The 26,417-nt window shown below is 70.3% G+C and carries 21 protein-coding genes; 11 read left to right on the forward strand and 10 right to left on the reverse strand.

The annotated features are described in order from the left end of the window. Window positions 1–7 precede the first annotated feature (7 nt). Genes IM767_RS12280 through IM767_RS12290 form a run of 3 tightly spaced genes read left to right on the forward strand, consistent with a single transcriptional unit; the run spans window position 8 to window position 3,755 of the window. On the forward strand, window positions 8–268 hold the full coding sequence (locus IM767_RS12280) for a hypothetical protein (protein ID WP_109210414.1): 261 nt from the start codon (window positions 8–10) through the stop codon (window positions 266–268). A 42-nt stretch (window positions 269–310) separates the two neighbouring features. Then, window positions 311–2,218, forward strand: a complete 1,908-nt coding sequence (locus IM767_RS12285; protein ID WP_242061520.1) for a dynamin family protein — start codon at window positions 311–313, stop codon at window positions 2,216–2,218. A gap of 13 nt (window positions 2,219–2,231) precedes the next feature. After that, the gene (locus IM767_RS12290; protein ID WP_109210413.1) at window positions 2,232–3,755 is read left to right on the forward strand and encodes a dynamin family protein; all 1,524 of its coding nucleotides are present in this window, start codon (window positions 2,232–2,234) and stop codon (window positions 3,753–3,755) included. Here the strand turns inward: IM767_RS12290 and IM767_RS12295 are convergent. From IM767_RS12295 to IM767_RS21015, 4 genes are all read right to left on the reverse strand, one after another. Then, a complete protein-coding gene (locus IM767_RS12295; RefSeq protein WP_109210412.1) occupies window positions 3,696–4,331 on the reverse strand; it encodes a hypothetical protein in 636 nt (211 codons plus the stop codon). The genes IM767_RS12290 and IM767_RS12295 overlap by 60 nt on opposite strands. A 6-nt stretch (window positions 4,332–4,337) precedes the next feature. After that, window positions 4,338–5,138 carry an IniB N-terminal domain-containing protein gene (locus IM767_RS12300; protein ID WP_109210411.1) on the reverse strand — a complete coding sequence of 267 codons (801 nt, stop codon included), beginning with the start codon at window positions 5,136–5,138 and terminating at the stop codon, window positions 4,338–4,340. A gap of 106 nt (window positions 5,139–5,244) precedes the next feature. Then, the gene (locus IM767_RS12305) at window positions 5,245–7,737 is read right to left on the reverse strand and encodes a helix-turn-helix transcriptional regulator (protein ID WP_109210410.1); all 2,493 of its coding nucleotides are present in this window, start codon (window positions 7,735–7,737) and stop codon (window positions 5,245–5,247) included. Continuing rightward, a complete protein-coding gene (locus IM767_RS21015; RefSeq protein WP_109210409.1) occupies window positions 7,737–9,725 on the reverse strand; it encodes an Hsp70 family protein in 1,989 nt (662 codons plus the stop codon). The genes IM767_RS12305 and IM767_RS21015 overlap by 1 nt, the downstream gene beginning before the upstream one ends. A gap of 297 nt (window positions 9,726–10,022) precedes the next feature. Between IM767_RS21015 and groES the strand changes: the two genes are divergently transcribed. From groES to IM767_RS12325, 3 genes are all read left to right on the forward strand, one after another. Then, window positions 10,023–10,319: a co-chaperone GroES gene (gene groES / locus IM767_RS12315; RefSeq protein WP_045275440.1), complete on the forward strand. Its 297-nt coding sequence runs from the start codon at window positions 10,023–10,025 to the stop codon at window positions 10,317–10,319. Between the two features lie 238 nt (window positions 10,320–10,557). Then, window positions 10,558–11,472 carry an EamA family transporter RarD gene (gene rarD, locus IM767_RS12320; protein ID WP_109210570.1) on the forward strand — a complete coding sequence of 305 codons (915 nt, stop codon included), beginning with the start codon at window positions 10,558–10,560 and terminating at the stop codon, window positions 11,470–11,472. A 194-nt stretch (window positions 11,473–11,666) separates the two neighbouring features. Then, window positions 11,667–12,950 (forward strand): ABC transporter substrate-binding protein, encoded by a 1,284-nt coding sequence (locus IM767_RS12325; protein ID WP_109210408.1) that lies wholly within the window; start codon window positions 11,667–11,669, stop codon window positions 12,948–12,950. Between the two features lie 399 nt (window positions 12,951–13,349). On the opposite strand, the gene IM767_RS12330 is transcribed toward IM767_RS12325, so the two are convergent. From IM767_RS12330 to IM767_RS12345, 4 genes are all read right to left on the reverse strand, one after another. Further along, window positions 13,350–14,096, reverse strand: a complete 747-nt coding sequence (locus IM767_RS12330) for an ABC transporter ATP-binding protein (protein ID WP_109210407.1) — start codon at window positions 14,094–14,096, stop codon at window positions 13,350–13,352. Next, on the reverse strand, window positions 14,093–15,013 hold the full coding sequence (locus IM767_RS12335; protein ID WP_239453298.1) for an ABC transporter ATP-binding protein: 921 nt from the start codon (window positions 15,011–15,013) through the stop codon (window positions 14,093–14,095). Before IM767_RS12335 ends, IM767_RS12330 begins: the two co-directional genes overlap by 4 nt. A 73-nt stretch (window positions 15,014–15,086) precedes the next feature. Beyond that, window positions 15,087–16,067, reverse strand: a complete 981-nt coding sequence (locus IM767_RS12340) for a branched-chain amino acid ABC transporter permease (RefSeq protein ID WP_109210405.1) — start codon at window positions 16,065–16,067, stop codon at window positions 15,087–15,089. Between the two features lie 10 nt (window positions 16,068–16,077). Beyond that, window positions 16,078–17,334 (reverse strand): ABC transporter permease subunit, encoded by a 1,257-nt coding sequence (locus IM767_RS12345; protein WP_194398881.1) that lies wholly within the window; start codon window positions 17,332–17,334, stop codon window positions 16,078–16,080. A gap of 349 nt (window positions 17,335–17,683) precedes the next feature. Between IM767_RS12345 and guaB the strand changes: the two genes are divergently transcribed. Beyond that, window positions 17,684–19,186 carry an IMP dehydrogenase gene (gene guaB, locus IM767_RS12350; protein WP_109210403.1) on the forward strand — a complete coding sequence of 501 codons (1,503 nt, stop codon included), beginning with the start codon at window positions 17,684–17,686 and terminating at the stop codon, window positions 19,184–19,186. A gap of 415 nt (window positions 19,187–19,601) precedes the next feature. Here guaB and IM767_RS12355 read toward each other — a convergent pair whose 3' ends face one another. Then, window positions 19,602–20,708, reverse strand: a complete 1,107-nt coding sequence (locus IM767_RS12355; protein WP_109210402.1) for an FAD-dependent oxidoreductase — start codon at window positions 20,706–20,708, stop codon at window positions 19,602–19,604. A gap of 171 nt (window positions 20,709–20,879) precedes the next feature. On the opposite strand from IM767_RS12355, the gene IM767_RS12360 reads away from it, so the two are divergent. Both IM767_RS12360 and IM767_RS12365 read left to right on the forward strand, forming a co-directional pair. Then, on the forward strand, window positions 20,880–21,503 hold the full coding sequence (locus tag IM767_RS12360; protein WP_109210401.1) for a TMEM175 family protein: 624 nt from the start codon (window positions 20,880–20,882) through the stop codon (window positions 21,501–21,503). A gap of 807 nt (window positions 21,504–22,310) precedes the next feature. After that, window positions 22,311–22,595: a DUF2277 domain-containing protein gene (locus IM767_RS12365; protein WP_109210400.1), complete on the forward strand. Its 285-nt coding sequence runs from the start codon at window positions 22,311–22,313 to the stop codon at window positions 22,593–22,595. Here IM767_RS12365 and IM767_RS12370 read toward each other — a convergent pair. Next, on the reverse strand, window positions 22,574–23,023 hold the full coding sequence (locus IM767_RS12370) for a nitroreductase family deazaflavin-dependent oxidoreductase (RefSeq protein ID WP_109210399.1): 450 nt from the start codon (window positions 23,021–23,023) through the stop codon (window positions 22,574–22,576). The two genes, IM767_RS12365 and IM767_RS12370, sit on opposite strands and share 22 nt — an antisense overlap. Before the next feature lie 286 nt (window positions 23,024–23,309). Here IM767_RS12370 and IM767_RS12375 point away from each other — a divergent pair, with 286 nt between their 5' ends. Together IM767_RS12375 and IM767_RS12380 are read left to right on the forward strand one after the other, a co-directional pair. Then, window positions 23,310–24,998, forward strand: a complete 1,689-nt coding sequence (locus IM767_RS12375) for an ABC-F family ATP-binding cassette domain-containing protein (protein WP_109210569.1) — start codon at window positions 23,310–23,312, stop codon at window positions 24,996–24,998. Window positions 24,999–25,252: 254 nt separating this feature from the next. After that, complete coding sequence (locus tag IM767_RS12380; RefSeq protein ID WP_109210398.1) at window positions 25,253–26,371, forward strand: GuaB3 family IMP dehydrogenase-related protein; 1,119 nt, start codon at window positions 25,253–25,255, stop codon at window positions 26,369–26,371. Window positions 26,372–26,417: the final 46 nt, after the last annotated feature.

Below are 26,417 nucleotides of genomic sequence, written 5' to 3' on the forward strand. Positions count from 1 at the left end.
AGGGGCCATGGCGGATCCATCCGACTGGGCCGAGGCCGACGCGTTCGGGGTCGGCGACGATCACGATGTCGTCCAGGCTTCCCCATCGGTCGGCCTGGACGCTGATCCGTCCGCATTCCTGGACGACGACGGCTTCGTGAACGCCTTCACCGAGGAGATCGAGAACATCACCGCCTCGGACTGGGACGTCGACGCCGACGTGCTGTGGGGCGACGATGGATCTCTCGGGACGGCACCCGACCCGACCGGCTTCGACTTCCCGGCCTGATCCCGGCCCGGATCCGACACAGGCGAACGAGGACACGAGCCGTTGGCAGAAGACAAGCCCACCGGCGCCCCGGGCGCCGACCTCGCGGGCCCGACCGATGTGCCGTCCCACCCGGACGCAGCACTGCTGGATCTCGTGAGCAGGGTCGGCCGAGTAGCCGCTCAAGCAGGACGGCGCGACCTCGTCAAACGCCTCGTCAACACGCGCGATCGGCTGCGCGACCCACACGTGCGCGTGATCGTCGTCGGGGAGTTCAAGCAGGGCAAGAGCAAACTCGTCAACGCGCTGGTGAACGCGCCGGCATGCCCCGTGGACGACGACATCGCGACGACCGTGCCCACAACCGTGGGCTACGCCCCCGAACCCTCCGCGTCGGTCCTCGTGCTGCCGGAAGGTGCCGCCACCGCCGAACCTCACCGCGAGAGCATCCCGCTCACCGAGCTGGCCGAGTACGTCTCGGCCAAGGGCAACCCCGACAACGTGCGGCGCATCGTGTCGGCCGAGGTGCTGCTGCCCCGGGAGATCCTCCGTGGCGGACTGCGACTCGTCGACTCGCCCGGAGTCGGCGGTCTCGACTCGCGAAGTGCGCTGCTCACCCTTTCGGCCCTCTCCAGCGCGCACGCGGTGATCCTCGTCTCAGATGCGTCCCAGGAGTACACCGAACCGGAGATGCAGTTCCTGCGCCACGCGATGCGGGTCTCCCCGAATGTCGCGGCGGTGCTCGCGAAGACCGACCTGTATCCCCAGTGGCGCGAGATCGAGCAGATCGACAGGGGACACTTGACGAAGATCGGCGACATCCCGATCTTCGCCGTCTCCAGCGATCTTCGTCTTCTCGCCGCGGAAGAGCGCGATCCCGACCTGAACGAGGAGTCGGGCTTTCCGGCGCTGGTGGGTCATCTTCGCCGCAACATCCTCGAACGCGCTGAGACGATCCACCAGCGCAGCGCCGTCCACGACCTCGCCTCGGTCGTCGACCAGCTTGCGATCACGCTCCGTTCGGAACTGACCGCCCTCGTCGACCCGCAGGACACCCCGCAGCTCATCGTGCAGCTGGAGGAGGCGAAGACTCGAGCCGAGGAGTTCCGGAGCCGCTCGGCACGCTGGCAGGTGACCCTCACCGACGGCGTCGCCGACCTCATCTCGGACATGGAGCACGACCTGCGCGATCGCCTGCGCAAAGTCCAGCGGGAAGCCGAGGCGTCGATCGACGACGGTGATCCCGGGCCGATCTGGGACCAGATCACCGAGTGGCTCGACCAGCGCGTATCGGCCGCGGTGTCGGAGACGTTCGTCTGGACGGACGAGCGGGCGCGCTGGCTCTCCGAGCAGGTTGCAGAACTCTTCCTCGAAGGGGAGGAGAGCATCCCGTCGATCGACGTCGCGGATGCGGCGGGCGTACTCGACCCGGTCGAGGCCATCGCAACGCTCGACGAGGGGCGCATGAGCGCCGCTGAGAAGATCTTCATCGGTGTGCGCGGTTCGTACGGGGGCGTGCTGATGGTGGGGCTCGCGACCGGCCTCGTCGGACTCCCCCTCATCAACCCGTTGTCGCTTCTCGCCGGGGTCATCGTGGGTCGACGCGCCTACCGGGAGGACATGGGCGCCCGGCTGGCCCGACGTCAGCAGGAGGCGAAGAACATCGTCCGCCGGCACATCGACGAAGTCGTCTTCCAGGCCGGCAAGCAGCTCAAGGACCGCCTCCGGCTGGTGCAGCGGGCAGCCCGCGACCACTTCGGCGGTATGGCGGACGAGCTGCACCGCTCGTTCACCGAGGCGGTCTCGGCGGCCAAGCAGGCCGCCGGCGTCGAGAGCGGCAAGCGCGAGGAGCGCATCAAGCTGCTCCGGGCGCAGCTGCGGCAGCTGGATGCGCTGCGGGCGCAGATCGCACCGCCTCCCCGTGCACCCGAGTCCGCCGGCATCGGACCGATAAAGGTCGTGGGGCGATGAGGAGCCGGCGCGCATGACAGAACCGGCGCTCGCGGACGCGCGGCGGGTCGCACGCGAGGCCCTCGCCCTCTACGGGGATGACCCGGCGGCCGAGGTCATCGCCGCATACGACGAGCGCTTGCAAGGGCCGCTCCGGATCGCTCTGGCCGGCATGGTGAAGGCCGGGAAGTCCACCTTGCTCAACGCGCTGCTCGGCGAGGAGCTGGCTGCGACGGACGCGGGCGAATGCACACGCGTGGTCACCCGGTACCACCGGGCGGACACGCCTGCGGTGACTCTCCATCCGAACGACGGTCCGCCGCGGCGGCTCCGGTTCCGGCGCGAGAACGGACGCACGATCATCGATCTCGACACGACGACGGCCGACGAGGTGGCCTGGATCGACGTGGGGTGGCCGTCGGAGAACCTTCGTTCGCTGATCCTCATCGACACCCCCGGCATCGCGTCGCTGTCGGCGGACGTCTCCGCCCGGGCGCATGCCTTCCTGACGCAGCCCAGCAGCCCCTCCGCGGCCGACGCGGTCATCTACCTCATGCGCCATCTGCACGCCTCGGATCGCGGGTTCCTCGAAGCGTTCCGTGACGTATCGGTCGGCGGGTCGCTCACGGTCAACGCGGTGGCGGTGCTCTCGCGGGCCGATGAGATCGGCTCTGCGCGGATCGACTCGCTGGTGTCGGCGGGGCAGGTCGCACAGCGGTATGCCGATGACACGGAACTGCGCTCACTGGTGCTCGATGTCATCCCCGTAGCAGGCTTGCTCGCCGAGACCGCGCGCACGCTGCGCGAGGAGGAGTTCCGCGCGCTGGACCAGATCGCCGCGCTCGAGCGAGGTGTCCGCGAACGTCTCCTCGTGTCGGCCGATCGCTTCGCGCGCCTCGCGGACGTCGTCTCCCTCGGTCAGCCTGCGCGACGAGCGCTGCTCGCCCGCTTCGGGCTGTTCGGCATCCGTCTCTCTGCGGCGCTGATACGCGGGGGCTCCACCACATCGACGGCGCTGGCCCAGGGGCTGATCGGGCAGAGCGGCCTGAACGCACTGCAGGTCTTCGTGCGGGACCACTTCCGGGATCGGGCCGGCACGCTCAAGGTGTACGGCGTGCTCCCCGGGCTCGAGGAGCTCCTGAAGGAGCGCCCGAGGCCGGGATCGGCGGCCCTGCTCGCCGAGATCGAGCGCATCCTGGCCACGACGCACTCCCTGCGGGAACTCGCGGCCCTCTCGCGGGTGCGCTCCGGCGCATACGAGCTTCCCGCGGAGCGCATCGCCGAGGCGGAGCGGATCATCGGCGCGCGCGGCGATCTCGCCGGCGTGCGCGTCGGTCTCGACCAGTTCGCCGACGACAGCGCGGTCCGGGACCGTGCCGAGCTGCTGCTGACGCAGTGGCGCGCCCTGGCGGAGTCGCCCCTCACCGAACGCACCACCGTGGGACTCTGTCACGTCGTGATCCGCAGTCTCGAGCAGATCGCTCTGGGCGTCGACCGCTCACTCCCCGACGGCGACTCCGGCTTTCTGATGCCGCACGACGTCGTGCTTCCGCGCTGACCACGCGAGCGCTTTCGGCATCACACTCGACAGCAGCGCGAGCAGCACGAGACCGCTCTGCGCCGCGAGGATGAGCCGCAGCGGCTCGGCGCGCTCGCCCGTGAACGCGAGGTCCAACGCGATGGCGAGCGTGACGACCTGCACCACCCAGGTGAGTAGCTGCCACCAACGCATATGGGGCCGGCGAGCCATGAACGACACGAGAAGAGTGATCTGGACCAGGAGCACTCCGACGATCACCGAGAACACCGACCAGTAGACGATGTCCGCCGCCGTCGTGTAGGTCTGCTCGTTGCGCGCCGGGTCGACCGCGCGTACCGCCTCGACGATGAGAGGCAGCTGCTCCTTGCGGATGATGAAGAAGTACACCACGGCGAAGCCGCCCACGAAGAAGCTGATGATCCAGAAGAACTGCGCGGTGCGGACGGAGAACGGCGGCGCGAGCTTCGTCAGCACCGGAGCGGTGTTCGGGTTCGCGAGCGACGGGCGCGCTGGCGCGGCCTTCCGGCCGGCCGTGCCTTCACCGGCCGGCGCATCCGCGGCAGGCTTGGCTGCCTGCGATGACGGGTCTGTCACCGGCGACTACTGCTCCTCGCTGAACTCGTCGGGATACACGATCTCCTCCACCGGTGTGGTGTCGTCCGGCTCGCTCCAGACCGCTTCGTCGACCTCCGCGACGGGGGCCTCGTACGCGGGCGGTGGCGGGGCGTCGGAGACTGTCTCCGCCGTCGCCTGCAGCACGGTGGCGGCCTCTTGCGCCCCGTCCGCGACCTCGGCCGCTGCGAGGGAAGCGACCGGAGCTGCCGGCTGTGTGTCGCCGATGGAGGCGGAATCGTCTACGGCCGGCACGGGATCCTCCGGGGCGGCGGCATCCGGAAGATCGGGCACGCCGGGAAGATCCGGAAGGTCCGGCAGAGTCGGTTCTTCGTCGGCGTCGTCCGGGATCGGGTCGCCGACCGTGTTGTCGTCGCCGGCGGCGACGGAGCCGTCGCCTGACGCGACGCCCGCGCCCTGGTCGAAGATCTGGCTGACGTCGCCGCCCTCGGTCCAGATGTTCTGATTGACAGACTGGTCCACGATGGTGGCGCGGCTGTCGATCGTCGTCCAGTTGTTGGTGATGCGGGTGATCTCGTTGACGACGTCGTTGTCGGACGGAGGCGGCGGTGTGGAGTGTGCCGAAGTCGGTTTGGGCGCCACGTCCGGACGGTCGTAGATGATGGGCGCGACGGCGCGGACGTCGTCCGCGCAGATGCCCGCCACCTTGTTCTTCACGAGAGCGGCTTCCGGATCCTTCTCGAGTTCCGCGACCGCTGCCGGGTCACGCAGCAGACTGAGAATGAACTCGATGATCGAGTTGGCGACAGTCGCCAGGGGCGTGGTCATTGGTCGACTCCTCCGCGATGAAGGTCGAGGGCGGGTACAGCGTACGTCTCAACGGCGGTAGGGGCATCGGGGGTTCTCCCTATGCGCAGAGTGCACTGCTGAGGGGTCATCCCGTCACCGCCTCAGCGACGCTCGCCGACCCAGCGATCGCGATCCGAAGCTTCGAGAGCAGGTCGGATCGCGAGGTCGCCTCGAGCCGGCGCCGGATGTGCGCGATGTGATGCTCCGCGGTCCGGGGAGAGATGAACATCGCGGCACCGATCTCGGCGTAGGTCTTGCCCTGCAGCACCAGCTCCGCCACTTCGCGTTCGCGCTCACTGAGCGCGGATCCGCCGGTGTCGGCCGGGGCGGCGCCCGTGGCCTCGTCCGCGGCGCGCGGGGCCTCGCGTGGGTGCAGCTCGCGCGCGCACGCCAGGAGACGGGCGATGGTGCGGCGGTCCTCCGACCGGCTGGCGCCGTGTCCGGCCAGACGCGCTCCGTCCCACGCGAACCCCACTACCGCCAGTCCGCGCGCCGCTTCTTCGACGGCGCCGGCGTCGACGGCTCCCGCGAGCACGGATGTCCACACCTTGCCGGCGTGAGCCATCTGCGCCGCAAGGCGGTTGCGCGGAGCGGCCGCGACCAGCGCTCGAGCGTGCGCTGTCAGCGCACCGGGATTGTTGAGCAGGATGCCGCGCTGGATGCCCGCCCAGTGCAGCGGTGCCGCCCACACGGGCGGGTCGCCGAGGTCTGCGACGATCCGCAGGGCCCGGTCGAACGCCGGCTGCATCGTGTCGGCCAGGCCGAGACGTGCCGACGCGATGACGAGCTCGCCCAGCGGAAGCAGCGTGAACAGGTCCGGCTCGATGCGCGAGATGCGCGACCGCTCGGCTTCCCACGCCGCACCGAGTCCAGCGGTGTCGTCGTATCTTCGCGCGAGCCCGATCGTGAGCGTCGCAGCCATCGCGTCGTCCCTCGCTCCGAGCGGGCGTCCTGACACGGCTCGCTCGAGCGCCGCCCTCGCCTCGGCGGGGTGTTCCCGCTGCAGGGCGATCCACGCCGCCCAAAGCTCGAGTCGCGAGCGACCACGCTCGCCGGCTTGAGGGCTATTCAGAGCGTCATCCACGATCGTCTGAGCGGTCTTGAGATCGCCCTCGCCGATCGCGGCCGCGGCCGCGATCACCGCCGGAAGTTCCACCAACGGGCTCTCTTCCACCGCGGCGGTGTACAGCTCCGAAGCTCCCTGCAGCTCGGGGAGTCCGGCATCCGCGGCGCCGCGCAGTGTCGCCGTCAGCCCTCTGTCGAGGAGGTCGTCGGCCACGCGCAGAGTAGACGGTGGCGTCGGCGGCCCGCTCTGGACGGGAGGTGGGGGAGGGGGCACCCGTCCGGCGGCCGCCGACGCCACGCGCGCTCGGATGGAGACCGCCGCGTCCGCACTCGAAGCCCGATACGTTTCCGCGGCGAGCGACATCATTCCCCGCTCTGCCCACACCGCCGCCGCGAGGTCGACGACGGCAGGTGAGGCATCCGGGCTGCGAAGGAGTGCGTCCAGCAGCACTCCGCTCTCATCGAGGCGGCCGAGTTCCCACGACGTGCGGGCACGTTCGACCGCCAGGGCGCTCGGGTCCGCGCCGCAGGACACGGCCCGCGCGAGGAGCGCGTCGGCCAGCGCGGGGTCACGGTGAGTCTCGGTGCGACCCCGCTCGATGAGCGAAGCCGCGATGCGCTCGTCAAGCCTCCCGTCCAGCCCGTCGAACAGCCGCTCATCCCGCAGCGCCGTGGAAGGCGAGCATCGGATGACCTCCACCCACCGCGAGGCCGGCGCGAGTGCCCGGATGGCCGCCGCGACCGAGGGGGCCGGGCGTCCGTCGCTCGACAGCAGGCCTTCGGCATAGGCCTCGGCGACCAGCGCGCTCGCTTCGTCCTGGCCGTCCGCAGCAAGAGTCGCCGACGCGGTTCCCAGCGACAGCTCCTCCACGAGACCTCGCACATCGGTTGGAGCCGACATGACCCGGTGGTGGATCCGCGGACGGATGAGCAGTTCCAGGACCGAGTGTCCGGACGGATCCGTGCATCCGGGATCGTGCGCGTCGAGGCACTCCCGGACGAGCCAGGGGATGCCGCCCGTGCGTCGCAAGATGTCGCGTCCGCACGGACCCGGATCCGGCAACGGGATCGCGTCGGGTCGTACCTGCCGGAGGTCGTCGAGGACGAGCGCGGGACGGTCTTGCTCGAGGCGTCGCGTGAGCTTGCCGACGTCCGCGCGAAGGGGACACGGCCGCAGCGTGGCCACGAGGCCCGCGGCGGGGTTCTCCGCCCGCATCGCGAGAGCCGTCACGGCGCGCGCGGAAAGGAGATGGGCGTCGTCTACAAGAAGGACGACGTGTTCGGGAATCGCCGCCGGATCGGCGTCGCCGCCAAGGATGGCCACCTCCGTACCTTCCTCCGCCAGGAGCCGTGCGACCCGTCGGAGCAGGGCGGTCTTCCCGGACCCTGCCGTTCCCGAGACGACGGCACGCACCGTCCCCCCGGGGAGCCGCAGGTCGTCGATCTCGCTCGTCCGGTGCAACGCCCGGAGCGGAAAGTCGCCGAGTTCCGTCATCACGAAGACCGACGACATCACGGCAGCTCCGGTTCGGGCGATATCAGCGGCGTGGCCTCCGGGGTAGGCGCCGGCTCCGGAGCGGGGGGCGCGGTGTCGCTCGCTGCGGGGTTGGTGCCGGGATCGGTTCCGGGATCGGTGCCGGGGTCCGTGCCGGGATCAGTTCCGGGATCAGTTCCGGGGTCCGTGCCGGGATCGGTGCCGGGGTCAGTTCCGGGATCGGTGCCGGGGTCAGTTCCAGGGTCCGTGCCGGGATCGGTTCCCGGGTCGGTCGACGGATCCGTGCCGGGGTCGGTCGCCGGATCCGTGCCGGGGTCGGTCGACGGATCCGTGCCGGGGTCGGTCGACGGATCCGTGCCGGGGTCGCTCGACGGATCCGTCCCCGAATCGGCGCCGGGTTCCGACGGAGTCGTTGTCGTGCCGTGTGAAGGCGCACCGCCGGACGGGGTGTCGCCGGTCGGGGCGGATCCCGTGCTCGGTGCCGCGACGCCGACCTTCATCGTGGCGAAGGGAGGAGGCGCTGCCTCCGCTCGCGACTCCTTTCCGCGCTCCGCTACGCGGTGCCGCGGGCTGTTGAGCGGCGGAGAGGGCGACGTGCCCGCTTGTGGCGGACCCGGGATGGCCGCCGCAGGACTTTCCTGCTCGGCGGCAGCGGCCGGCCGATCGCCCAGGGCGGCGCCGATCCAATCCGAGAAGGGTGCGAGACCGCCGGTGCTCCCGATGCGTGTCCCGTTGCCCAGAGCGGTGGCACCCAGGAGGACCATGGCGCTCGCGAGCACGGCCGTACCCCCCGCCAACGCCGCCGCGACGGGCAGCCGACGCAGCCAGCGCGGCCGAGCGGCCCGGCCGTGCGCCAGTGCCTCTGTTCCTCCGATCACCGCGAGGCTCGCGGCTTCCTCATCGCCGGCCTCATCCTCGACCGCGCGAATGAGGCGCGAAGCGAGGATCTGCACCGCACCCATCGCCACGACGGACTTGGGATCGGCGTCTACCGCGATGGGCGCGTCCATCCGCTCGGAGAGAACCTGCGCCACGCGGGGGATGCGCGACGATCCGCCCGTGAGCAGCACGGCATCCAATCGGCTGCCGACGTCGCTCGTCTCCAGCGCGGACGCGAGAACCGCTATCGTGCGCTCCACACCTGTCGCGATGAGTTCCTCGAACTCGCCACGGGTGATCCTCACGGTAGTGCCGGACTCGGCCAGGAATACCGGGATCGCGGCCTCCGAGTCGAACGAGAGCGCCTCCTTCGCCTCGACGCATTCCCGGCGCAGGGCGACGAGTGCCAGTCGGGAGCGGGGATCCTGGGAGAGCTCCGCGATGTCGACTCCCGCCGCGCTGAGGGTGTGGCGGAAGACGAGGTCGTCGAAATCGGCGCCCCCCAAGTCGGGGATTCCCGTGGGCGTGCCGATGACGCTCAGGTCTCCGTCGGAACTCCTGCCCACCAGTGCGACGTCGAACGTTCCGCCGCCGAGGTCGTAGACGGCCAGCACCCGGCCAGCCGGCAGCGCGCTGGACGCGTCGTAACGCCACGCGGCCGCGACGGGCTCACTGACGAGGTCGACAGGGCAGGACACCGTTCTCGCGAGCGCCGCCGTCACGAGGGCGCGGCGGTACTCGCCCCACGTGACGGGGACGGTGACGGTGACCGCTGCGGGCTGGCCGCCTTCGCGCTCAGCCGCAGCCTCCACCACCCACGCGACGGAACGTGCGAACAGGTCTTCCGCCGAGAATCGGCGACCGGCCACGACGACAGGCACCTCGTCGCCGATTCGCCGCTTGAACTCCCGGACGAGCCGCTCCGGCTCGGCGAGGCCTCGGCGCTCGGCGGCCTCGCCGAAGAGCAGATCGTCCTCCCCCACGAAGATCGTCGTGGGCGCGGTGTCCGTGTGACGCCCGAGCGTGAACACCGTGGTCTCGACACCGCCATCGGCATCGACTCTCGCTATCGCTGCGGCGGTCCGGCTGGTGCCGACGTCCACCGCGAGCAGGAAACTGCACATCATTGTCCGAAATTCCCCAGGTTCGGGACACCCTCCCCGAGACGGTTGTACCACTCCGTACCGCCGAGCGCGAGGGGGTGCGCGGGATCTTCGATGTCCACTTGAAAGAGCGCGATCGGGCCGGGCTGATACGACTGTTCCGACGGTCCACGGGATGGGGCTGCGTCGTCGGCTCGCGCGGTTGTGACGGCCGGCTGGCACTCACGTTGCATGAGTGCCAGCCGGTTGCCTAGACTGGCATCAGCACTCTCAACGTCAGAGTGCTAACGAGTCTTAGTCTCAAGAAAGAAGAGGTAGACCGTGTCGGTTTCCATCAAGCCGCTCGAGGACCGCATCGTCATCAAGCAGGTCGAGGCCGAGCAGACCACGTCCAGCGGTCTGGTCATCCCCGACACCGCCAAGGAGAAGCCCCAGGAGGGCGAGGTCGTGGCGGTGGGCCCGGGTCGTATCGACGACAACGGCAACCGCATCCCGCTCGACGTCGCCGTCGGCGACCGCGTGATCTACAGCAAGTACGGCGGAACCGAGGTCAAGTTCGGCGGTGACGAGTTCCTCGTCCTGTCGGCTCGCGACGTCCTCGCGGTCGTCGTTCGCTGAGTTCCGCGCACAGCGCGCAACGAGAGGGTCGGATGCTTCGGCATCCGGCCCTCTCGTCATGTCCGGGGGCGGTCCACCCGTCGATCGGTGGCTCACGCGAGGCAGGCGCCCGTGCGGGCGGGCGTAGGCTGACTCGGTGAGTCGCGAGCAGTCGTCCCCGTCCGAAAGCCGTGAGGCGGAGTGCCTGGACGACGCGACGGCGCTCGATCTCGGGGTCACGACGGGGAGCCGGCGTGCCGTGACCACGGCCGCGGAGGCGCGCGAGCGCAGCCTGGGCGGGATCTTCACCTTCAGCGCGTACGTGCTGTGGGGGTTCCTGCCGCTGTACTTCCTGCTGCTCGTGCCGACCGGCCCTTGGGAGCTGGTGGCCTGGCGCATCGTGCTGTCGCTGATCTTCTGCGCGCTGCTGCTCACGGTGACGCGCACCTGGCCGCGCCTGGTCGCGATCTTCCGGCAGCCGCGTGTGCTCGGCCTCACCGTGATCGCCGGCCTCCTGATCTATGTCAACTGGCAGGTCTTCATCTATGGAGCGCTGAACGACCACGTCATCGAGACCAGCCTTGGCTACTTCATCAACCCGATCGCGACCGTGCTGCTCGCCGTCCTCGTCCTGCGCGAGCGGCTGCGACCGACCCAGTGGGTCGCGATCGGCATCGCCACGGTGGCCGTGCTCGTCATCATGATCGGCTACGGCGCCTTCCCCTGGATCGCCCTCACGCTCGCGGCGTCGTTCGGGTGCTACGGCCTGGTGAAGAAGAAGGTCGGACCATCCGTCGACGCCGTCAGCGGGCTCACACTCGAGACGCTCTGGCTGACGCCGATCGCCGTCGTCGTGCTGATCGTCGTGGGGGTGAGCGAGGGCCTCACGATGGGCGCGGCCGGATGGGGCCACGCGGTGCTGCTGAGCCTCGCCGGCGTCGTGACCGCGATCCCGCTGCTGCTCTTCGCCGCCGGCGCGCGCCGGGTGTCACTGACCACGATCGGCCTGCTCCAGTTCGTCGCGCCGATCCTGCAATTCCTCATCGGGTGGCTCGTGCTCCAGGAGCCCATGCCGCTCGAGCGCTGGATCGGCTTCGGGCTGGTCTGGGTCGCGCTGACGGTGCTGACGGTCGACTCCCTGCTGCACGCGCGGCGGGTCCGGGCTGCGGCCTAGCTGCCGCGGACCGACGAGTTATCCACAGCCAGGGCTGTCGAAATGGCCTCGGAAATGCCCTCCGACCACGTATTTCAAGCTGTTACAGATCGTTAACGAAAGGCAACATTGGCGAGGCCCGATCGCGATTAGGTTTAGGTGCACTGGGTCGGCGCCCGAGCCGTTCCCGTGGTAACCACACAGCAAGGAGCAACATGAGCGTCTTCACCCGCTCGCGCAAGTCCACCGTGCTCGGCGGTCTCGCGCTCATCGGCGCCAGCGCCCTGGTCCTCGCCGGCTGCTCCGGCGGCGGCGACACCGGCGGCGACGAGCCCGCCGAGAGCGCCGCCCCCGGCGAGGCGCTGAGCCTCAAGATCGGCACGGCGCTTCCCCAGACCGGAAACCTCGCGTTCCTCGGCCCGCCCGAGGAGGCCGGCGTCGCCTACGCGCAGTCCGTCATCAACGACTACGCCGAGACCACGGGTCTCGACGTCGACGTCGTCTGGGGCGACTCGGGCGACCTCGACAACAAGGCCTACGAGACCGAGGTGCCCCGCGTCCTCGCCGAGGACGTCGCCGCCATCATCGGCGCCGCGTCGTCGGGTGTGTCGCTCCAGTTCATCGACCAGGTCGTCGGCGAGGGTGTCATCCAGTTCTCGCCGGCCAACACCTCCGACCAGTTCACGACGTACGAAGACAACGGGCTGTACTTCCGCACCGCTCCGTCCGACGTGCTGCAGGGCGAGGTCCACGGCAACTTCGTCGCCGAGGAGGGTCACCAGACCCTCGGCATGATCGTGCTGAACGACGCGTACGGCACCGGTCTGGCGAAGTACATCCAGGAGGCCTTCGAGGCCGCCGGTGGCGAGGTCGTCGCGCAGCCGACCTACAACCAGGGCGACACGTCGTTCGACGCGCAGATCTCCGAGGTGCTCGCGGCCGACCCCGACGCGATCACGGTGATCAGCTTCGACGAGGCCAAGACGATCCTCCCGGCCCTCATCGGCGCCGGATGGGACCCGAACAACCTCTACCTGGTCGACGGCAACGTCGCCAACTACAGCGAGGACTTCGCACCCGGCCTCCTGGAGGGTGCCAAGGGAACGTACCCGGGTCCGACCCCGGCCCAGGTGCAGGACTTCATCGACGGCCTCGACGGGTTCGTCGAGGAGTCGGGCGACGCCGCGCTGACCGACTACACCTACGCCCCCGAGTCGTACGACGCGACCATCCTGCTCGCGCTGGCGGCGCTGGCCGCTCAGTCGACCGACCCGGCCGACATCGCTGAGAAGCTGATCGAGGTCTCGGGTGGTTCCGGTGACGGCGAGAAGTGCGAGACGTACGAGGCGTGCGCCGACATCATCCTCGCCGGTGACGTCGCGGACTACGACGGCGTCTCCAGCCCGGTGACGTTCAACGAGGTCGGTGACCCCACCGAGGGCTTCATCAACATCTACCAGTACGCCGCGGACAACACGTTCGCCCCGTTCGAGGGCTGAGCCCTCTACACACGGAACGCCCTCGGGTCCTCGGACCCGGGGCGTTTCCCGTTGCCGTCAGCGGCGGGCCGTGGCGTGCAGGAGCGTGGTGACCGTGGTGTCCGGGGCCCGGCGCGTCGTGGTGCGGGGTCCGGCGGGCCGTGGTGCGGGGACCTGGCGGCGGACTGAGGCGGCGGGACGGCCTCAGTCGGTAGCGGCATCGGGACGCGCGGCCGCGGGCCGGCGGCTGCGGCGGAGGCGAGGACGTCAGGCGCGGCGTCGACGCGCTCGCTGTCGCGGTCTCCGGGGCCGGCACACAGGACCGCACGCCGCGCCGCTGCGGCACCGGGGGAGCGGACACGAAGAAGCGAGAGACGGATGCTGCCGGCATCCGTCTCCCGCTTCTCCTGGCTGTATCGGCTACTTGCCGAGCGTGCCCAGGTACAGCTCGGTCACCTTGGGGTCGTTGAGCAGCTCGCGGCCGGAGCCGGTGTAGGCGTCGCGGCCCTGGTCGAGGACGTAGCCGCGGTCGCAGATCTGCAGGCAGCGGCGGGCGTTCTGCTCGACCATGATGCACGTCACGCCGGCCTTGTTGATCTCGGAGACGCGGATGAACGCCTCGTCCTGGCGGACGGGCGAGAGACCGGCCGACGGCTCGTCGAGGAGCAGCACCTTCGGGTCCATCATGAGCGCGCGGCTCATCGCGACCATCTGCCGCTCACCGCCCGAGAGCGAGCCCGCGCGCTGCTTGAGGCGCTTGCCCAGCTCGGAGAAGATGCCGGTGACGAACTCGAGGCGCTCCTTGTAGGCGCTGGGGCGCTGATAGAGCCCCATCTGGAGGTTCTCGGCGATCGTGAGGCTCGGGAAGACGTTGTTGGTCTGCGGGATGAAGCCGACGCCGCGCGCGACGAGCTTGTTCGCCTTGAGACCGGTGATGTCGTCGCCTTGGAGCGTCACGGTTCCGCTGCGGACGTTGACCTGCCCGAAGATGGCCTTGAGCAGCGTCGATTTGCCGGCGCCGTTCGGGCCGATGATGCCGATCAGCTCGCCCTGGTGGGCGACGAGGCTGCAGCCGTTGAGGATGTTGACGCCGGGCAGGTAGCCGGCGTGCACGTCGTCGACGACGACGACCGGCGTTCCGGTCGCGGTGGCGGTGGGAGAAGTCACTTCTCGTCCTCCTTCTCTTCCTCGGCCACGCCCGCGTCGGCGAGAGCCTCGGCGGTGACCGCTGCCGAGGCCGCGGCATCCGTCGTCGGGTCGGCCTGCACGACGTCGATGCGCCCGGTCACCACGCCCAGGTCGAGCTCCTGGTGGGCGCCGAGGTACGCGTCGATGACGGCAGGGTTCTTCATCACCGTGTCGGGGTCGCCCTCGGCGACGATGCGGCCCTCGGCCATGACCACGACCCAGTCGGCGATGTGGCGCACCATGTGCATGTCGTGCTCGACGAAGAGCACGGTCATGCCTTCCTCCTTGAGATCGAGGATGTGATCGAGGAGGGACTGCGTCAGCGCGGGGTTCACGCCTGCCATCGGCTCGTCGAGCATCACGAGCGTGGGCTCGGTCATGAGCGACCGGGCCATCTCGAGGAGCTTGCGCTGACCGCCCGACAGGCTGGCCGCGAAGTCGTCGGCCTTGGCGTCGAGCTTGAACTTCGTGAGAAGCTCCATCGCACGGTCTTCGAGGGCGGCATCCTGCGATCGCCACAGCGCCGGGATCATGCCCGCCCAGAACCGCTCGCCGCGCTGGTTCTTCGCGCCGAGCTTCATGTTCTCCATGACGGTCAGCAGGCCCAGCGCCTTGGTGAGCTGGAACGTGCGGACCAGGCCCATGCGCGAGACCTTGTAGGCCGGGACGCCCGACAGTGACTTGCCGTCGAAGGTCCAGGTGCCGTGGTCGGGCTTGTCGAATCCGGTGAGCAGGTTGAACAGCGTGGTCTTGCCGGCACCGTTCGGACCGATGAGCGCGGTGATCGCCCCGCGCGGGATCTCGAGGTGCTGGACGTCCACGGCGGTCACGCCGCCGAAGGCGCGGTGCACGCCGTCGGCGACGATGATGGGATCGACCTTGGCGACGCCCGGCACCGCGTCGCCGCGGTGAAGACCGGTCGTCTTCGGGCGGGCGACGGGCGCCGACCCGGTGTCGGGGGTAGCAGCGTTACTTGACAAAGGTCAGCTCCTTCTTGTTGCCGAGGAGACCCTGCGGCATGAAGATCACCAGCAGCATGAGCGCGACGCCCACGAGGATGAAGCGCAGCGTGCCGGCCTGGATGGAGTTCAGGCCCGGCAGCCAGCCGGCCTGCGCCATCGCGGGAAGGATGTTGGAGAGGAAGGTCTGCAGCGCCCAGAAGATGATCGAGCCGAGGATCGGACCGAACACCGTGGCCGCGCCACCGAGGAGCAGGGCGGTCCAGACGAAGAACGTCAGCGAGGTGACGTAGACGCCGGGGTTCACCGCCGAGGGGAGGGCATAGACCACGCCGCCCGCGGCGGCGAGCACGCCACCGAGCACGAGGGCCTGCATCTTGTACGAGAAGACGTTCTTGCCGAGCGAGCGCACGGCGTCCTCGTCCTCGCGGATGCCCTTGAGCGTGCGGCCCCACGGGCTGCGCGTGAGCATCCACACCACGAGCGCGGCGATGCCGAGCGTCACGATGCCCATGATGCGCACCCACCACTGGGTCTCGTTGTAGACCCACGGCCCGAAGCCGTACTCACCGGACGGGATCGGGTTCGAGGCGCGGAAGCTGGCGTGATAGCCGCTGAGGCCGTCGGCGGAGCCGGTGAACTCGTCGAACGCGGTCGTGAGGAACAGCAGGCGCACCACCTCGGCGGCTGCGATCGTCACGATCGCGAGGTAGTCGCCGCGCAGACGCAGCGTCGGGATACCGAGGATGAGGGCGAAGATCGCCGCCCCCGCGAGGCCCACCAGCGCGCCGGCCCACCAGGGGAAGCCGAAGCTCAGGATGCTGATCGCGTACCCGTAGGCGCCGATGGCCATGAAGCCCGCGATGCCCATGTTGATCAGGCCCGCATAGCCGAAGTGCACCGCGAGACCGAGGGCGGCCAGGGCGTAACCGATGGTCGCCGGGCTGAGGATCGACGAGGCGGTGTTGGAGAGAATCTGAAGCCAGTCCATGAGTGTGTCCTTATCCGATCCGCTCGCGTCGTCCGAGGATGCCCTGTGGTCGGAACAGCAGGATCACGATGAGGATGAACAGTGCGCTCGCGTACTTGAGGTCGGCGGGGATCCAGAGGCTCGAGACCTCGACGAGGACGCCCACGATGAGCGCACCCACGAGTGCGCCGTAGGCGGTGCCGAGACCGCCGAGGACGACCGCGGCGAACATCAGGAGCAGGATCTGCGCTCCCATGTCCCACTTGATGCCGGGGCGGTAGTAGGCGTACAGGATGCCCGCGAGGCCGGCGAGGGCGCCCGCGACGATCCAGACCACGCGCACCACCGCGTCGACGTCGATGCCCGACGCCGAGGCCAGTGAGGGGTTGTCGGAGATGGCCCGTGTCGCCTTGCCGATGCGGGACCGCGTGAGCCACAGCGCGAAGGCCACGATGACGACGATCGAGATCGCGAGCGACGCGATGTCGGTGACGGTCATCTGAACCGCACCGAAGAGCGGGATCGACTCGCCGCCGAGCGGCGGAAGCTGCAGCGTGCCACCGCCGATGAACAGCTGGAAGGTGTAGCGCAGCGCCAGCGAGAGACCGATGCTGACGATCATCAGCTGCACCACTCCGACTCGACGCCTTCGCAGCGGTCGCCACAGGATCATGTCGAGCACGAGGCCGAGCGCTGCGCTCAGGATGACGGCGGCGGGGTAGCCCAGCCACCACGGCAGCGCGAGCGTGGCCGGTGCCACGAGGAAGTAGGCGGCGATGGCGCCGAATGTCACCATCTCGCCGTGGGCGAAGTTCGAGATGCCGGTCGTGCCGTACACGAGCGTGAGGCCGATGGCCGCCAGCGCGAGCATGAGACCGAAGCTGATGCCCTGCACCAGGCGCTGCATGAACTGGTCGAAGAAGCTTGTGACGTTGCGTTCGCCCTCGCCGATGAAGAAGTTGACCGTCACGCGGCCGCCCTGCCCCATCTCGACTTCCTTGACGTTCGGGTTCTCGACCCCTTCCTCGACGACGGCGATGCCCTCGGGCAGCGTGTCTTCGTCGAGGGTCACGACGTAGGTCTCGCCCCGCTCGGGGACGCCGACGCGCCACTGGCCGTTCTCGTCGGTCTCGACCTCCTGCTCGCCTCCGGGGCCGTCGACGATGAGGACGACGCCTTCGAGGGGCTCGCCGTCGAGTTGCACGTTGCCGCTGATCCGGTACGGATCGTCTTCGTCAGCCAGAGCGGGCGTTGCGGTGGCGAAGATGCCCAGCAGGGCCAGCACCATTCCGAAGAGCACAACGAGCCAGCGGCGGCTATTGATCGCGGTCGCAGTCGTAGGACCCACAAAACCTCCAGTTCGGCACCACGCGGACACCGAAGCTCGGGTCGCATCGGCCGTGATGAACGACGCTACGACTGTAATGTGTCGCCGCTGTTTCGCCTACGGTCACGTGTGGATAAGTGATGGGATCGAAACCGGACAGCGCTCGCCCCCACGCGCGCGCCCGCGCGTGCCGTATTGGCGGGAACAAATCGCCTGCGCCCGGCGCTTAGAATCGAGTACGGAGCGTCACGAGCGCACCGGCCGTCGTCGTCCATCCCGAACAGAACGCGCCGCGCGCGAGGAGACCCCCATGGAGCACAACGACCCCTTCGGCTTCGTCGGACTGACGTACGACGACGTGCTGCTGCTGCCCGGCCACACGGACGTGATCCCGAGCGAAGCCGACACGTCGTCCCGCGTGACCCGGCGCATCACGGTTGCGACGCCGCTGCTGTCGGCGGCCATGGACACGGTCACCGAAGCGCGTCTGGCGATCGCGATCGCGCGCGAGGGCGGTCTCGGGATCATCCACCGCAACCTCTCCATCGAGGAGCAGGCCTCCATGGTCGACCGCGTCAAGCGCAGCGAGTCGGGCATGATCACCGACCCGATCACCACGACGCCCGACGCCACCATCGACGAGGTCGACGCGCTCTGCGCCCAGTACCGAATCTCGGGCCTTCCTGTCGTCGACGACGGCAACCACCTCGTGGGCATCGTGACCAACCGCGACATGCGCTTCGTCTCGGGCTTCGAGCGCCAGACGACCAAGGTGCGCGACGTGATGACGAGCGAGAACCTCGTCACGGGCCGCGTCGGCATCAGCGCCGGCGAGGTCATCGCGCTGTTCGCACAGCACCGCGTCGAGAAGCTCCCGCTGCTCGACGACGAGGGCACGCTCGCGGGCCTCATCACGATCAAGGACTTCGACAAGAGCGAGAAGTACCCGCTCGCCACGAAGGACGAGCAGGGCCGCCTCCGCGTCGGTGCCGCGATCGGCTTCTTCGGCGACGCGTGGGAGCGCGCCGAGGCGCTGCGCGACGCGGGTGTCGACGTCATCGTCGTCGACACCGCCAACGGCCAGTCCGCGGGCGTCATCGACATGGTCCGTCGCCTCAAGGCCGACTCCTCGTTCGACCACATCGACGTGATCGGCGGCAACGTCGCGACGCGTGAGGGCGCCCAGGCGCTCATCGATGCCGGCGTCGATGCCGTCAAGGTCGGCGTCGGCCCGGGTTCGATCTGCACCACCCGTGTCGTCGCAGGTGTCGGTGTGCCGCAGGTCACCGCGATCTACGAGGCGTACCTCGCGGCGCGCGAGTCCGGCATCCCGATCATCGCCGACGGCGGCCTGCAGTATTCGGGCGACATCGCCAAGGCCCTCGTCGCCGGCGCCGACACGGTCATGCTCGGCTCGCTCCTCGCCGGCACCGACGAGTCGCCCGGCGAGATCGTCTTCCAGGGCGGCAAGCAGTTCAAGCAGTACCGCGGCATGGGCTCGCTCGGCGCCCTGCAGACGCGCGGCAAGAAGACGTCCTACTCCAAGGACCGCTACTTCCAGGCTGACGTCCCCAGCGACGACAAGCTCATCCCCGAGGGCATCGAGGGACAGGTCGCGTACCGGGGTCCGGTCTCGGCCGTGGCGTACCAGCTCGTCGGGGGACTGCGTCAGTCGATGTTCTACGTCGGCGCCCGCACGATCGACGAGCTCAAGGCCAAGGGCAAGTTCGTGCGCATCACGGCCGCCGGCCTCAAGGAGTCGCACCCCCACGACGTCCAGATCGTCGTCGAGGCCCCCAACTACAAGAAGTAGTCCTTCTTCGGATCGACGGATGCCGCGCCCGCGCTCTGCGCCGGGTCGCGGCATCCGTCATCTTCGTGCGTGTCACAGTCCCTGCGGGCTTCGGGGCTGCCAGGCGCAGGTGGTGTGACAAGCAGTGGATGGGGGTCACAGCCCGCGCGGCCACTGGCGATCGCACGTTGCAGCTGGCGCAGGTGGTGTGACACGCAGCGGATGGGTGTCACAGTCCGCGCGGGCACTGGCGATCGCACGTTGCAGCTGGCGCAGGTGGTGTGACACGCAGCGGATGGGTGTCACAGTCTCCGCGGGCTTCGCGGCTGCCAGGCGCAAGTGGTGTGACACGCAGCGGATGAGTGGCACAGTCCGAGCGGGCCTCGGGGGCTGCCTGGCGCGGCTGGTGTGACACGCGGGCGCCGGGGGCGACCCGTCAGGGGAGGCGGAAGCGCGCGGCGGCGCGGGCGGCGTCATCGGTCGCGAGGTCGGCCAGCACCGCACCGACCGCGGGCGTGAATTTGAACCCGTGCCCCGAGAAGCCGGCGCCGACGACGACGCGGCCGCGGCGGTCGAGCACGAAGTCCTGCGAGTCCGTCGACGTGTACGTGCAGCTGATGGGCACCGCGGAGTCGGGGTCGAGGCCGGGGAACCACTCCGCGACGTAGTCGCGCAGCTGCGCGACGTGAGCGGGCACGGGGCGGAACGTGCGCGCATCGGGGTCGACGACGGGGCCGACGAGGTGGAACCCGACTTTCACGCCCTCGCCCGGCGTGGGCATGCCGTAGACGTTGGCGGGGTACCGGTCGCGCGGCAGCAGATGGTTGAACGACGGCCAGGTCGCCTCGGCGGCGATCGGCGCGAAGTGCGCGGGGCTCTCCTCGGTCACCGTCAATCGCGGGAGCGGGAACGACGGGGGAAGGATGCCGGGGGCCCACGCGCCGGCGGTCACGACCGCGGTCTCGGCGACGAGATCGTACCGCTCGCCACCGGCCTCGACCGTGAGTGCGAGACCGTTCGCAGTCTCGTCGAGGCCGACGAGCCGGTGCCCGAACCGGACGTCGGCACCGCGCCCGCGCGCGGCGGACTCGAGGGCCTCGAGCGCGGCCGAGGCGCGCACGACGCCCGCGTCCGGCGTGAAGAGCACGTCGCCGGAGAAGCGCATGCCGCTCCAGCGGCGGCCGGCCTCGCCCGCCGCCAGCACCTCCGCGCGCTCGCCGCGGCCGGCAAGCGCCGCGTGCACACTGGCCACCACTCCGTCGTCGCCGTGGGTGACCAGGCCGTGCAGCCGCAGCAGCGGCTCGCCGGTCGCGCGGGCAAGCTGGTCCCACTCGGTGCGGGCGAGCGTCAGCAGGTCGAGGTAGTCGGCCTCGGCGTAGGCGTTGTTGAAGTTGCGGGTCGCGCCGTGTGAGGCACCGCGGGTGTGCCCGCGCTCGAAGCGCTCCAGCGCGAGCACGCGGTGCCCGCGGCGCGCCAGCTGCCACGTCGTCGCCAGTCCCATCGCCCCGGCTCCGACGACGACATAAGGGATGTGCTCAGTCATGGTCCTCCACCGCTCTCGCGCGCCGCCTGGCGGCGCGAACCGGAGCCGGCCCCGCGCGGGGCCGCGGCATCCGTCTGCGTTCTTCCATCCTCGTTCGGCGAAGCGGCCTGCGCGCGAGGGGTGACGGAGTGTGACGACCACGCGTCGGCGGCTCCTCGCTAACCTGGCGCCATGATCAGGCAGCGGCGGCATCCGGCGGCGACGCAGCGCACCACCCGTCTCGAGGCGTTCACCGACGGGGTGTTCGCCATCGCGGCGACCCTTCTGGTGCTCGACCTGACCCAGCACTCGCTCGGCGACGTCGACTCCGACGCCGACATGTGGGCGGCGCTGTGGAACATGGGCGAGCTGTTCGTGAACTTCCTGCTGAGTTTCGTGCTGCTCTGCCTGATGTGGATGGTGCACGTGCAGCAGTTCGAGCACATCGCCCGCGTCGACGCGACGATGGTCTGGCTCAACAACGCGCGCCTTGTCTTCATCGTGCTCGTGCCGTTCGCGACCGGGCTGACCACCGAGTACTCGGAGTGGCTCGCCGGGCGACTCGCGATGCCGGTGGCGTTCTTCCTCGCAATCCTGGCGAGCTGGCTGCAGTGGGGGTGGGCCGTCCGTCGGCGCGAGGTCATGCTTCCCGACCTGAGCTGCGAGGACGCCATCGCCTACGGCCGCGGTTCGCTCAGCGCCCTCATCATCTCCGCGGCGGTCGTCGTCCTGGCCCCGTGGATCGGGTCCGCGGCCTTCCTGCTGTTCTTCTTCGACGGGCTCCTCACCCGCGCGCTGCGCGGCAAGGGGGACTGAACCGCTCGCCGCCCCGGCACCCGGTGGCGTAGCCGAGGGGGAGGAATGCGAACCGGCGTCCGGCGGCGGAACGGGGCGGGACGGATGCCCCGCCCCGGCGCCCGAAAACCTGGTCGGTGACGGCGGCGCGCCGGGATGAGGCATCCGTCCTCGGCGTGTCGGGTCACCGACCAGGTTTTCGGCAGAGGCGGCGGCGCTCAGCTTCCGCCGAGGGGGCGTCCGGCGGACTCGGGCTCGGCTTCGACGCCGGGGGAGCCGGCCGCCGCGTCGGCCGGTTGGGCTGCGGAGGAGACGGATGCCTCCACCACCCGACGTCCGAAAACCTGGTCGGTGATGTCGGCGCGCCGGGATGAGGCATCCGTTCTCGGCGTGTCGGGTCGCCGACCAGGTTTTCGGATCAGGCGGCGGCGCTCAGCTCCCGACGACGACGGCTCCGACCCCCAGATCACCGAGCTCTTCCGCTCCTGCTTCCCAGCAAGCTGCGCACGTGCTCGAGGTGCTGCCGCGCGGCACCGACCGCTTCTAGACCGCTTCGACGGTGTCGCGCGGGCTCGCGGCCGCGGCATCCGTCCACAACGCGGTCTCTCGCGCGGGCTCGCGCCGTGGCATCCCTTCTCAACGCGGTTCCTCGCGCCGACGCGCGGTCGCGGCATCCGTCTGCAACGTGGTTCCTCGTCGAACGACCGCGGTGTGGGTGTTGAGAGCGTGGTCGCTCGGCGAATGACCGCGTTCTCGACAACGGGGGGTGGAGGAGGGACGGATGCCGCGCCCTGGCCGCCGTCGGGGGCGCGGCGTAGGGTCGGGGGCATGTGCCGGAACATCCACACGCTTCACAACTTCGAGCCCGCCGCGTCGTCCGAAGAGGTGCACGCGGCCGCGCTCCAGTATGTGCGCAAGATCGCGGGCACCACGAAGCCCTCGAAAGCGAACCAGGAGGTGTTCGACCGCGCCGTCCACGAGATCACGCACATCACGCAGCACCTCCTCGACGACCTGGTCGCGACCACGCCCCCGAAGAACCGCGAGGTCGAGGCCGCCAAGGCGCGCGAGCGCGCGATCAAGTCCGGCCGCTACGCCGCTCCGGCCGCCTGAGCCTCGGTCGGGGTGAGGATCGCCACGGGAATCGTGCGGCCCGCCCTGCGCTCGTAGCGGGCGACGCCGGGGATCCGCGCGGTCACGTCGCGCCACGCCGCGTCGCGCTCTGCGCCGTGCAGCTCGCGAGCGAATGCGTCGAACCGGTGGGCACCTGCCTGGACGCGCGTGCGCCCGGCGGCCCGGAGGTTGCGGAACCAGTGCGGGTCGCGCGGTGCGCCGCTGCCCGTGCCCCAGACCAGGAAGCCCTCATCGAGCGGCAGCGCGGCGACGCAGGTGGACCGCGGCTGCCCGGATCGCCGCCCCGGGGTCGTGAGCAGGAGCACGCGCGCGGGCCCCGGTCCGGGTACCGCCCGGCCATCGGTGCGGCGGTAGAGCCACACGCCGATGGCGCCGCCCGTGCGGCGGAAGAAGCCTCGAACCGACATCGCGTCCCCTCACGCCGATCCTCCCACCGCGCGCATCCGCTGTCGACGGCTCGCCTGGCCCCCGGGGTGCGACCGGCGGCCGATGCGCCGACAGCACACGGCGCGGGATCGAGGGGCGATGGTCCGGCACCCCGGCGCGGGATCGAGGGCCGATGGTCCGGCACCCCGGCCTCGACCGCTCCCGCGCGTCTCGGCAGACGGCTCCGGCGGTACCGCGGCGGAGGGTGGGGTAGTCTGGTCGGCTCCCCTTCGGACGGATCGTCCTGCGGAGCGGATGGGGAATGACGTGGGTTACATCGACATCGCCGCCGTCTCGTACGCACTGCCGGACGGACGCCCGCTGCTCGACGAGGTCTCGTTCCGCGTGGGTGAGGGCTCGACCACCGCGCTGATCGGCCAGAACGGCGCCGGCAAGACGACGCTGCTGCGGATCATCCGCGACGAGCTCGCGCCGCTGTCCGGAGTCGTGCAGATCGACGGCGGCCTGGGGGTCATGGACCAGTTCGTCGGCCACGGCGAGCCTGGGCAGACCGTCCACGACCTCCTGATCCGCGTCGCCCCCGACCGCGTGCGCCGAGCCGCACGTGAGCTCGAGGACGCCGAGGCCGCGATCATCGAGCACGACGACCTCGACACGCAGATGCGCTACGCCGGCGCGCTCGCCGATTACGCCGAGGCCGGCGGCTACGAGTACGAGACGGTGTGGGACACCTGCACGACCGCGGCCCTCGGCATCCCGTTCTCGCGTGCACGGTTCCGCGAGCTCACGACCCTTTCGGGCGGCGAGCAGAAGCGGCTCGCGCTCGAGGCGCTGCTGCGCGGCCCCGACCAGGTGCTGCTGCTGGATGAGCCCGACAACTACCTCGACGTGCCCGGCAAGCGCTGGCTCGAGGAGCGGCTGCGCGAGACGCCGAAGACGGTGCTGCTCGTGTCGCACGACCGCGAACTGCTGGCACGCGCAGCCGATCGCATCGTGACGCTCGAGGCCGGCGGGGCCGGCAGCACGGCGTGGGTGCACGGCGGCGGCTTCGGGACGTATCACCGGGCACGCGAGGACCGCATGGCGCGCCTGGACGAGCTGCGGCGCCGGTGGGACGAGCAGCACGCGAAGCTCAAGGAGCTCGTCGCGACGCTCAAGGTCAAGGCCACGGCGAACGACACCTTCACCTCGCGGTACCGGGCAGCCCAGACGCGCCTGCGCAAGTTCGAGGAGGCCGGCCCGCCGCAGGAGCGGCCCCGCGAGCAGGACCTCGACGTGCGCCTGCGCGGCGCCCGCACCGGCAAGCGCGCCGTCGTCGCCGAGCAGCTCGAGCTCACCGGGCTGATGAAGCCGTTCGATCTCGAGGTGTGGTTCGGCGACCGGGTCGCGGTGCTGGGATCGAACGGATCGGGCAAGTCGCACTTCCTGCGGCTGCTCGCCCGTGGCGGCACCGACCCCGACGGGCGTCTCGGGCACCTGACGACGACCGGCTCGGGGCTCGAGCCCGTCGCCCACACCGGCCGCGGAACACTCGGCGCCCGCGTTGTGCCCGGCTGGTTCGCGCAGACTCATCGCCATCCGGAGTTCGACGGGCGCACGCTGCTCGACATCCTGCACCGCGGCGAGGACGCGCGCGCCGGGCTTCCGCGCGAGGCCGCCTCGAGTGCGCTCGACCGCTACGGGCTGGTCGCCCAGGCCGAGCAGACGTTCGACAGCCTCTCGGGCGGACAGCAGGCGCGCTTCCAGATCCTTCTGCTCGAGCTGTCGGGCGCGACGCTGCTGCTTCTGGACGAACCCACCGACAACCTCGACCTCGTCTCGGCCGAGGCGCTGCAGGACGCCCTGGCACGCTTCGAGGGCACGGTGCTCGCCGTCACCCACGACCGGTGGCTCGCGAAGTCCTTCGACCGCTTCCTCGTCTTCGGCGCGGACGGGCGGGTCTTCGAATCCGACGAGCCCGTCTGGGACGAGGCCCGCGTCGCGCGAGCGCGCTGAGGGGATGACGGATGCCGCGGCCCGCGGCATCCGTCATCTCCGAGCTCGGTGCGCGTTTCGTCTCGCTTCGCTCGCTCAACGACCGGGGTCGCGTCTGTCCCGGCCGCGGGTGCCGGTCGTTGAGCGAGGGAGCGCAGCGACCGAGACGAGACGACTCGGCGTCGCCGGGATCCCGGGAGTTCGGCTCGGCCGCTCGTCGTCCGGAGGCTGTTTCGGGGCGTGAGAATCCCGCCGGGTAGGCTGGGTGCGTGAGCATGGACATCGAACTCGGCCGGGCCAAGCGGGCGCGTCGCGCCTACACGTTCGACGACATCGCGGTGGTGCCCTCGCGGCGCACGCGCAACCCCGAGGACGTCTCGACGACCTGGACGATCGACGCGTTCAGCTTCGACATCCCGGTGCTGGGCGCCCCGATGGACTCCGTGGTGAGCCCGCGCACGGCGATCATGCTCGGCCAGCTCGGCGGCCTGGGCGTTCTCGACCTCGAGGGCCTGTGGACCCGCTACGACGACCCCGAGCCGCTGCTCGCCGAGATCGCCGGCCTCGAGAAGGCCGCCGCGACGCGTCGCATGCAGGAGCTCTACGCCGAGCCGATCAAGCCCGAGCTCGTGCGCGACCGCCTCGCCGAGATCCGCGCCGCGGGTGTCACCGTCGCCGGCGCCCTCACGCCGCAGCGCACCCAGGAGCTCTACGAGACCGTCGTCGCCGCCGGCGTCGACCTCTTCGTGATCCGCGGCACCACGGTGTCTGCCGAGCATGTGTCCAGCGTCGACCAGCCGCTGAACCTCAAGAAGTTCATCTACGACCTCGACGTCCCCGTGATCGTCGGCGGCGCGTCGACCTACACCGCCGCCCTGCACCTCATGCGCACGGGCGCGGCCGGCGTGCTCGTCGGCTTCGGCGGGGGAGCGGCCTCCACCACGCGCGCCACCCTGGGCCTTCACGCCCCCATGGCGACCGCGGTCGCCGACGTCGCCGGGGCGCGCCGCGACTACCTCGACGAGTCGGGCGGACGCTACGTGCACGTCATCGCGGACGGCGGCGTGGGCACGTCGGGCGACATCGTCAAGGCGATCGCGATGGGCGCCGACGCCGTCATGCTCGGCGTGGCGCTGGCGCGGGCGACGGATGCCCCGGGCCAGGGCTTCCACTGGGGCCCCGAGGCGCACCACGCCAAGCTGCCGCGCGGCAAGCGCGTGAAGGTCGACCAGGTCGCCTCCCTCGAGGAGGTGCTGTACGGCCCCGCCCCGGTCGCCGACGGCACTGCGAACCTCATCGGCGCCCTGCGCAAGTCGATGGCCACGACCGGATACTCCGACCTCAAAGAGTTCCAGCGGGTCGAGGTCGTCGTCGCGCCGTACGCTGCGGGATGACGGATGCCATGACCGACCCCTCGACGGCCCCCGCGGCCGGCGACCC

Source organism: Microbacterium ureisolvens, from assembly GCF_015278315.1.
Classification (GTDB): domain Bacteria; phylum Actinomycetota; class Actinomycetes; order Actinomycetales; family Microbacteriaceae; genus Microbacterium; species Microbacterium ureisolvens.

What these genes read in the sequence shown, in the direction of transcription:
- guaB (WP_109210403.1), top strand. Translation starts at nt 17,684, where the DNA reads ATGGAGCACAACGACCCCTTCGGCTTCGTCGGACTGACGTACGACGAC.
- IM767_RS12340 (WP_109210405.1), bottom strand. Translation starts at nt 16,067, where the DNA reads ATGGACTGGCTTCAGATTCTCTCCAACACCGCCTCGTCGATCCTCAGC.
- IM767_RS12355 (WP_109210402.1), bottom strand. Translation starts at nt 20,708, where the DNA reads ATGACTGAGCACATCCCTTATGTCGTCGTCGGAGCCGGGGCGATGGGA.
- IM767_RS12365 (WP_109210400.1), top strand. Translation starts at nt 22,311, where the DNA reads ATGTGCCGGAACATCCACACGCTTCACAACTTCGAGCCCGCCGCGTCG.
- IM767_RS12300 (WP_109210411.1), bottom strand. Translation starts at nt 5,138, where the DNA reads ATGACCACGCCCCTGGCGACTGTCGCCAACTCGATCATCGAGTTCATT.
- IM767_RS12370 (WP_109210399.1), bottom strand. Translation starts at nt 23,023, where the DNA reads ATGTCGGTTCGAGGCTTCTTCCGCCGCACGGGCGGCGCCATCGGCGTG.
- IM767_RS12280 (WP_109210414.1), top strand. Translation starts at nt 8, where the DNA reads ATGGCGGATCCATCCGACTGGGCCGAGGCCGACGCGTTCGGGGTCGGC.
- IM767_RS21015 (WP_109210409.1), bottom strand. Translation starts at nt 9,725, where the DNA reads ATGATGTGCAGTTTCCTGCTCGCGGTGGACGTCGGCACCAGCCGGACC.
- IM767_RS12305 (WP_109210410.1), bottom strand. Translation starts at nt 7,737, where the DNA reads ATGTCGTCGGTCTTCGTGATGACGGAACTCGGCGACTTTCCGCTCCGG.
- IM767_RS12290 (WP_109210413.1), top strand. Translation starts at nt 2,232, where the DNA reads ATGACAGAACCGGCGCTCGCGGACGCGCGGCGGGTCGCACGCGAGGCC.
- IM767_RS12345 (WP_194398881.1), bottom strand. Translation starts at nt 17,334, where the DNA reads ATGGTGCTGGCCCTGCTGGGCATCTTCGCCACCGCAACGCCCGCTCTG.
- IM767_RS12360 (WP_109210401.1), top strand. Translation starts at nt 20,880, where the DNA reads ATGATCAGGCAGCGGCGGCATCCGGCGGCGACGCAGCGCACCACCCGT.
- IM767_RS12380 (WP_109210398.1), top strand. Translation starts at nt 25,253, where the DNA reads ATGGACATCGAACTCGGCCGGGCCAAGCGGGCGCGTCGCGCCTACACG.
- IM767_RS12325 (WP_109210408.1), top strand. Translation starts at nt 11,667, where the DNA reads ATGAGCGTCTTCACCCGCTCGCGCAAGTCCACCGTGCTCGGCGGTCTC.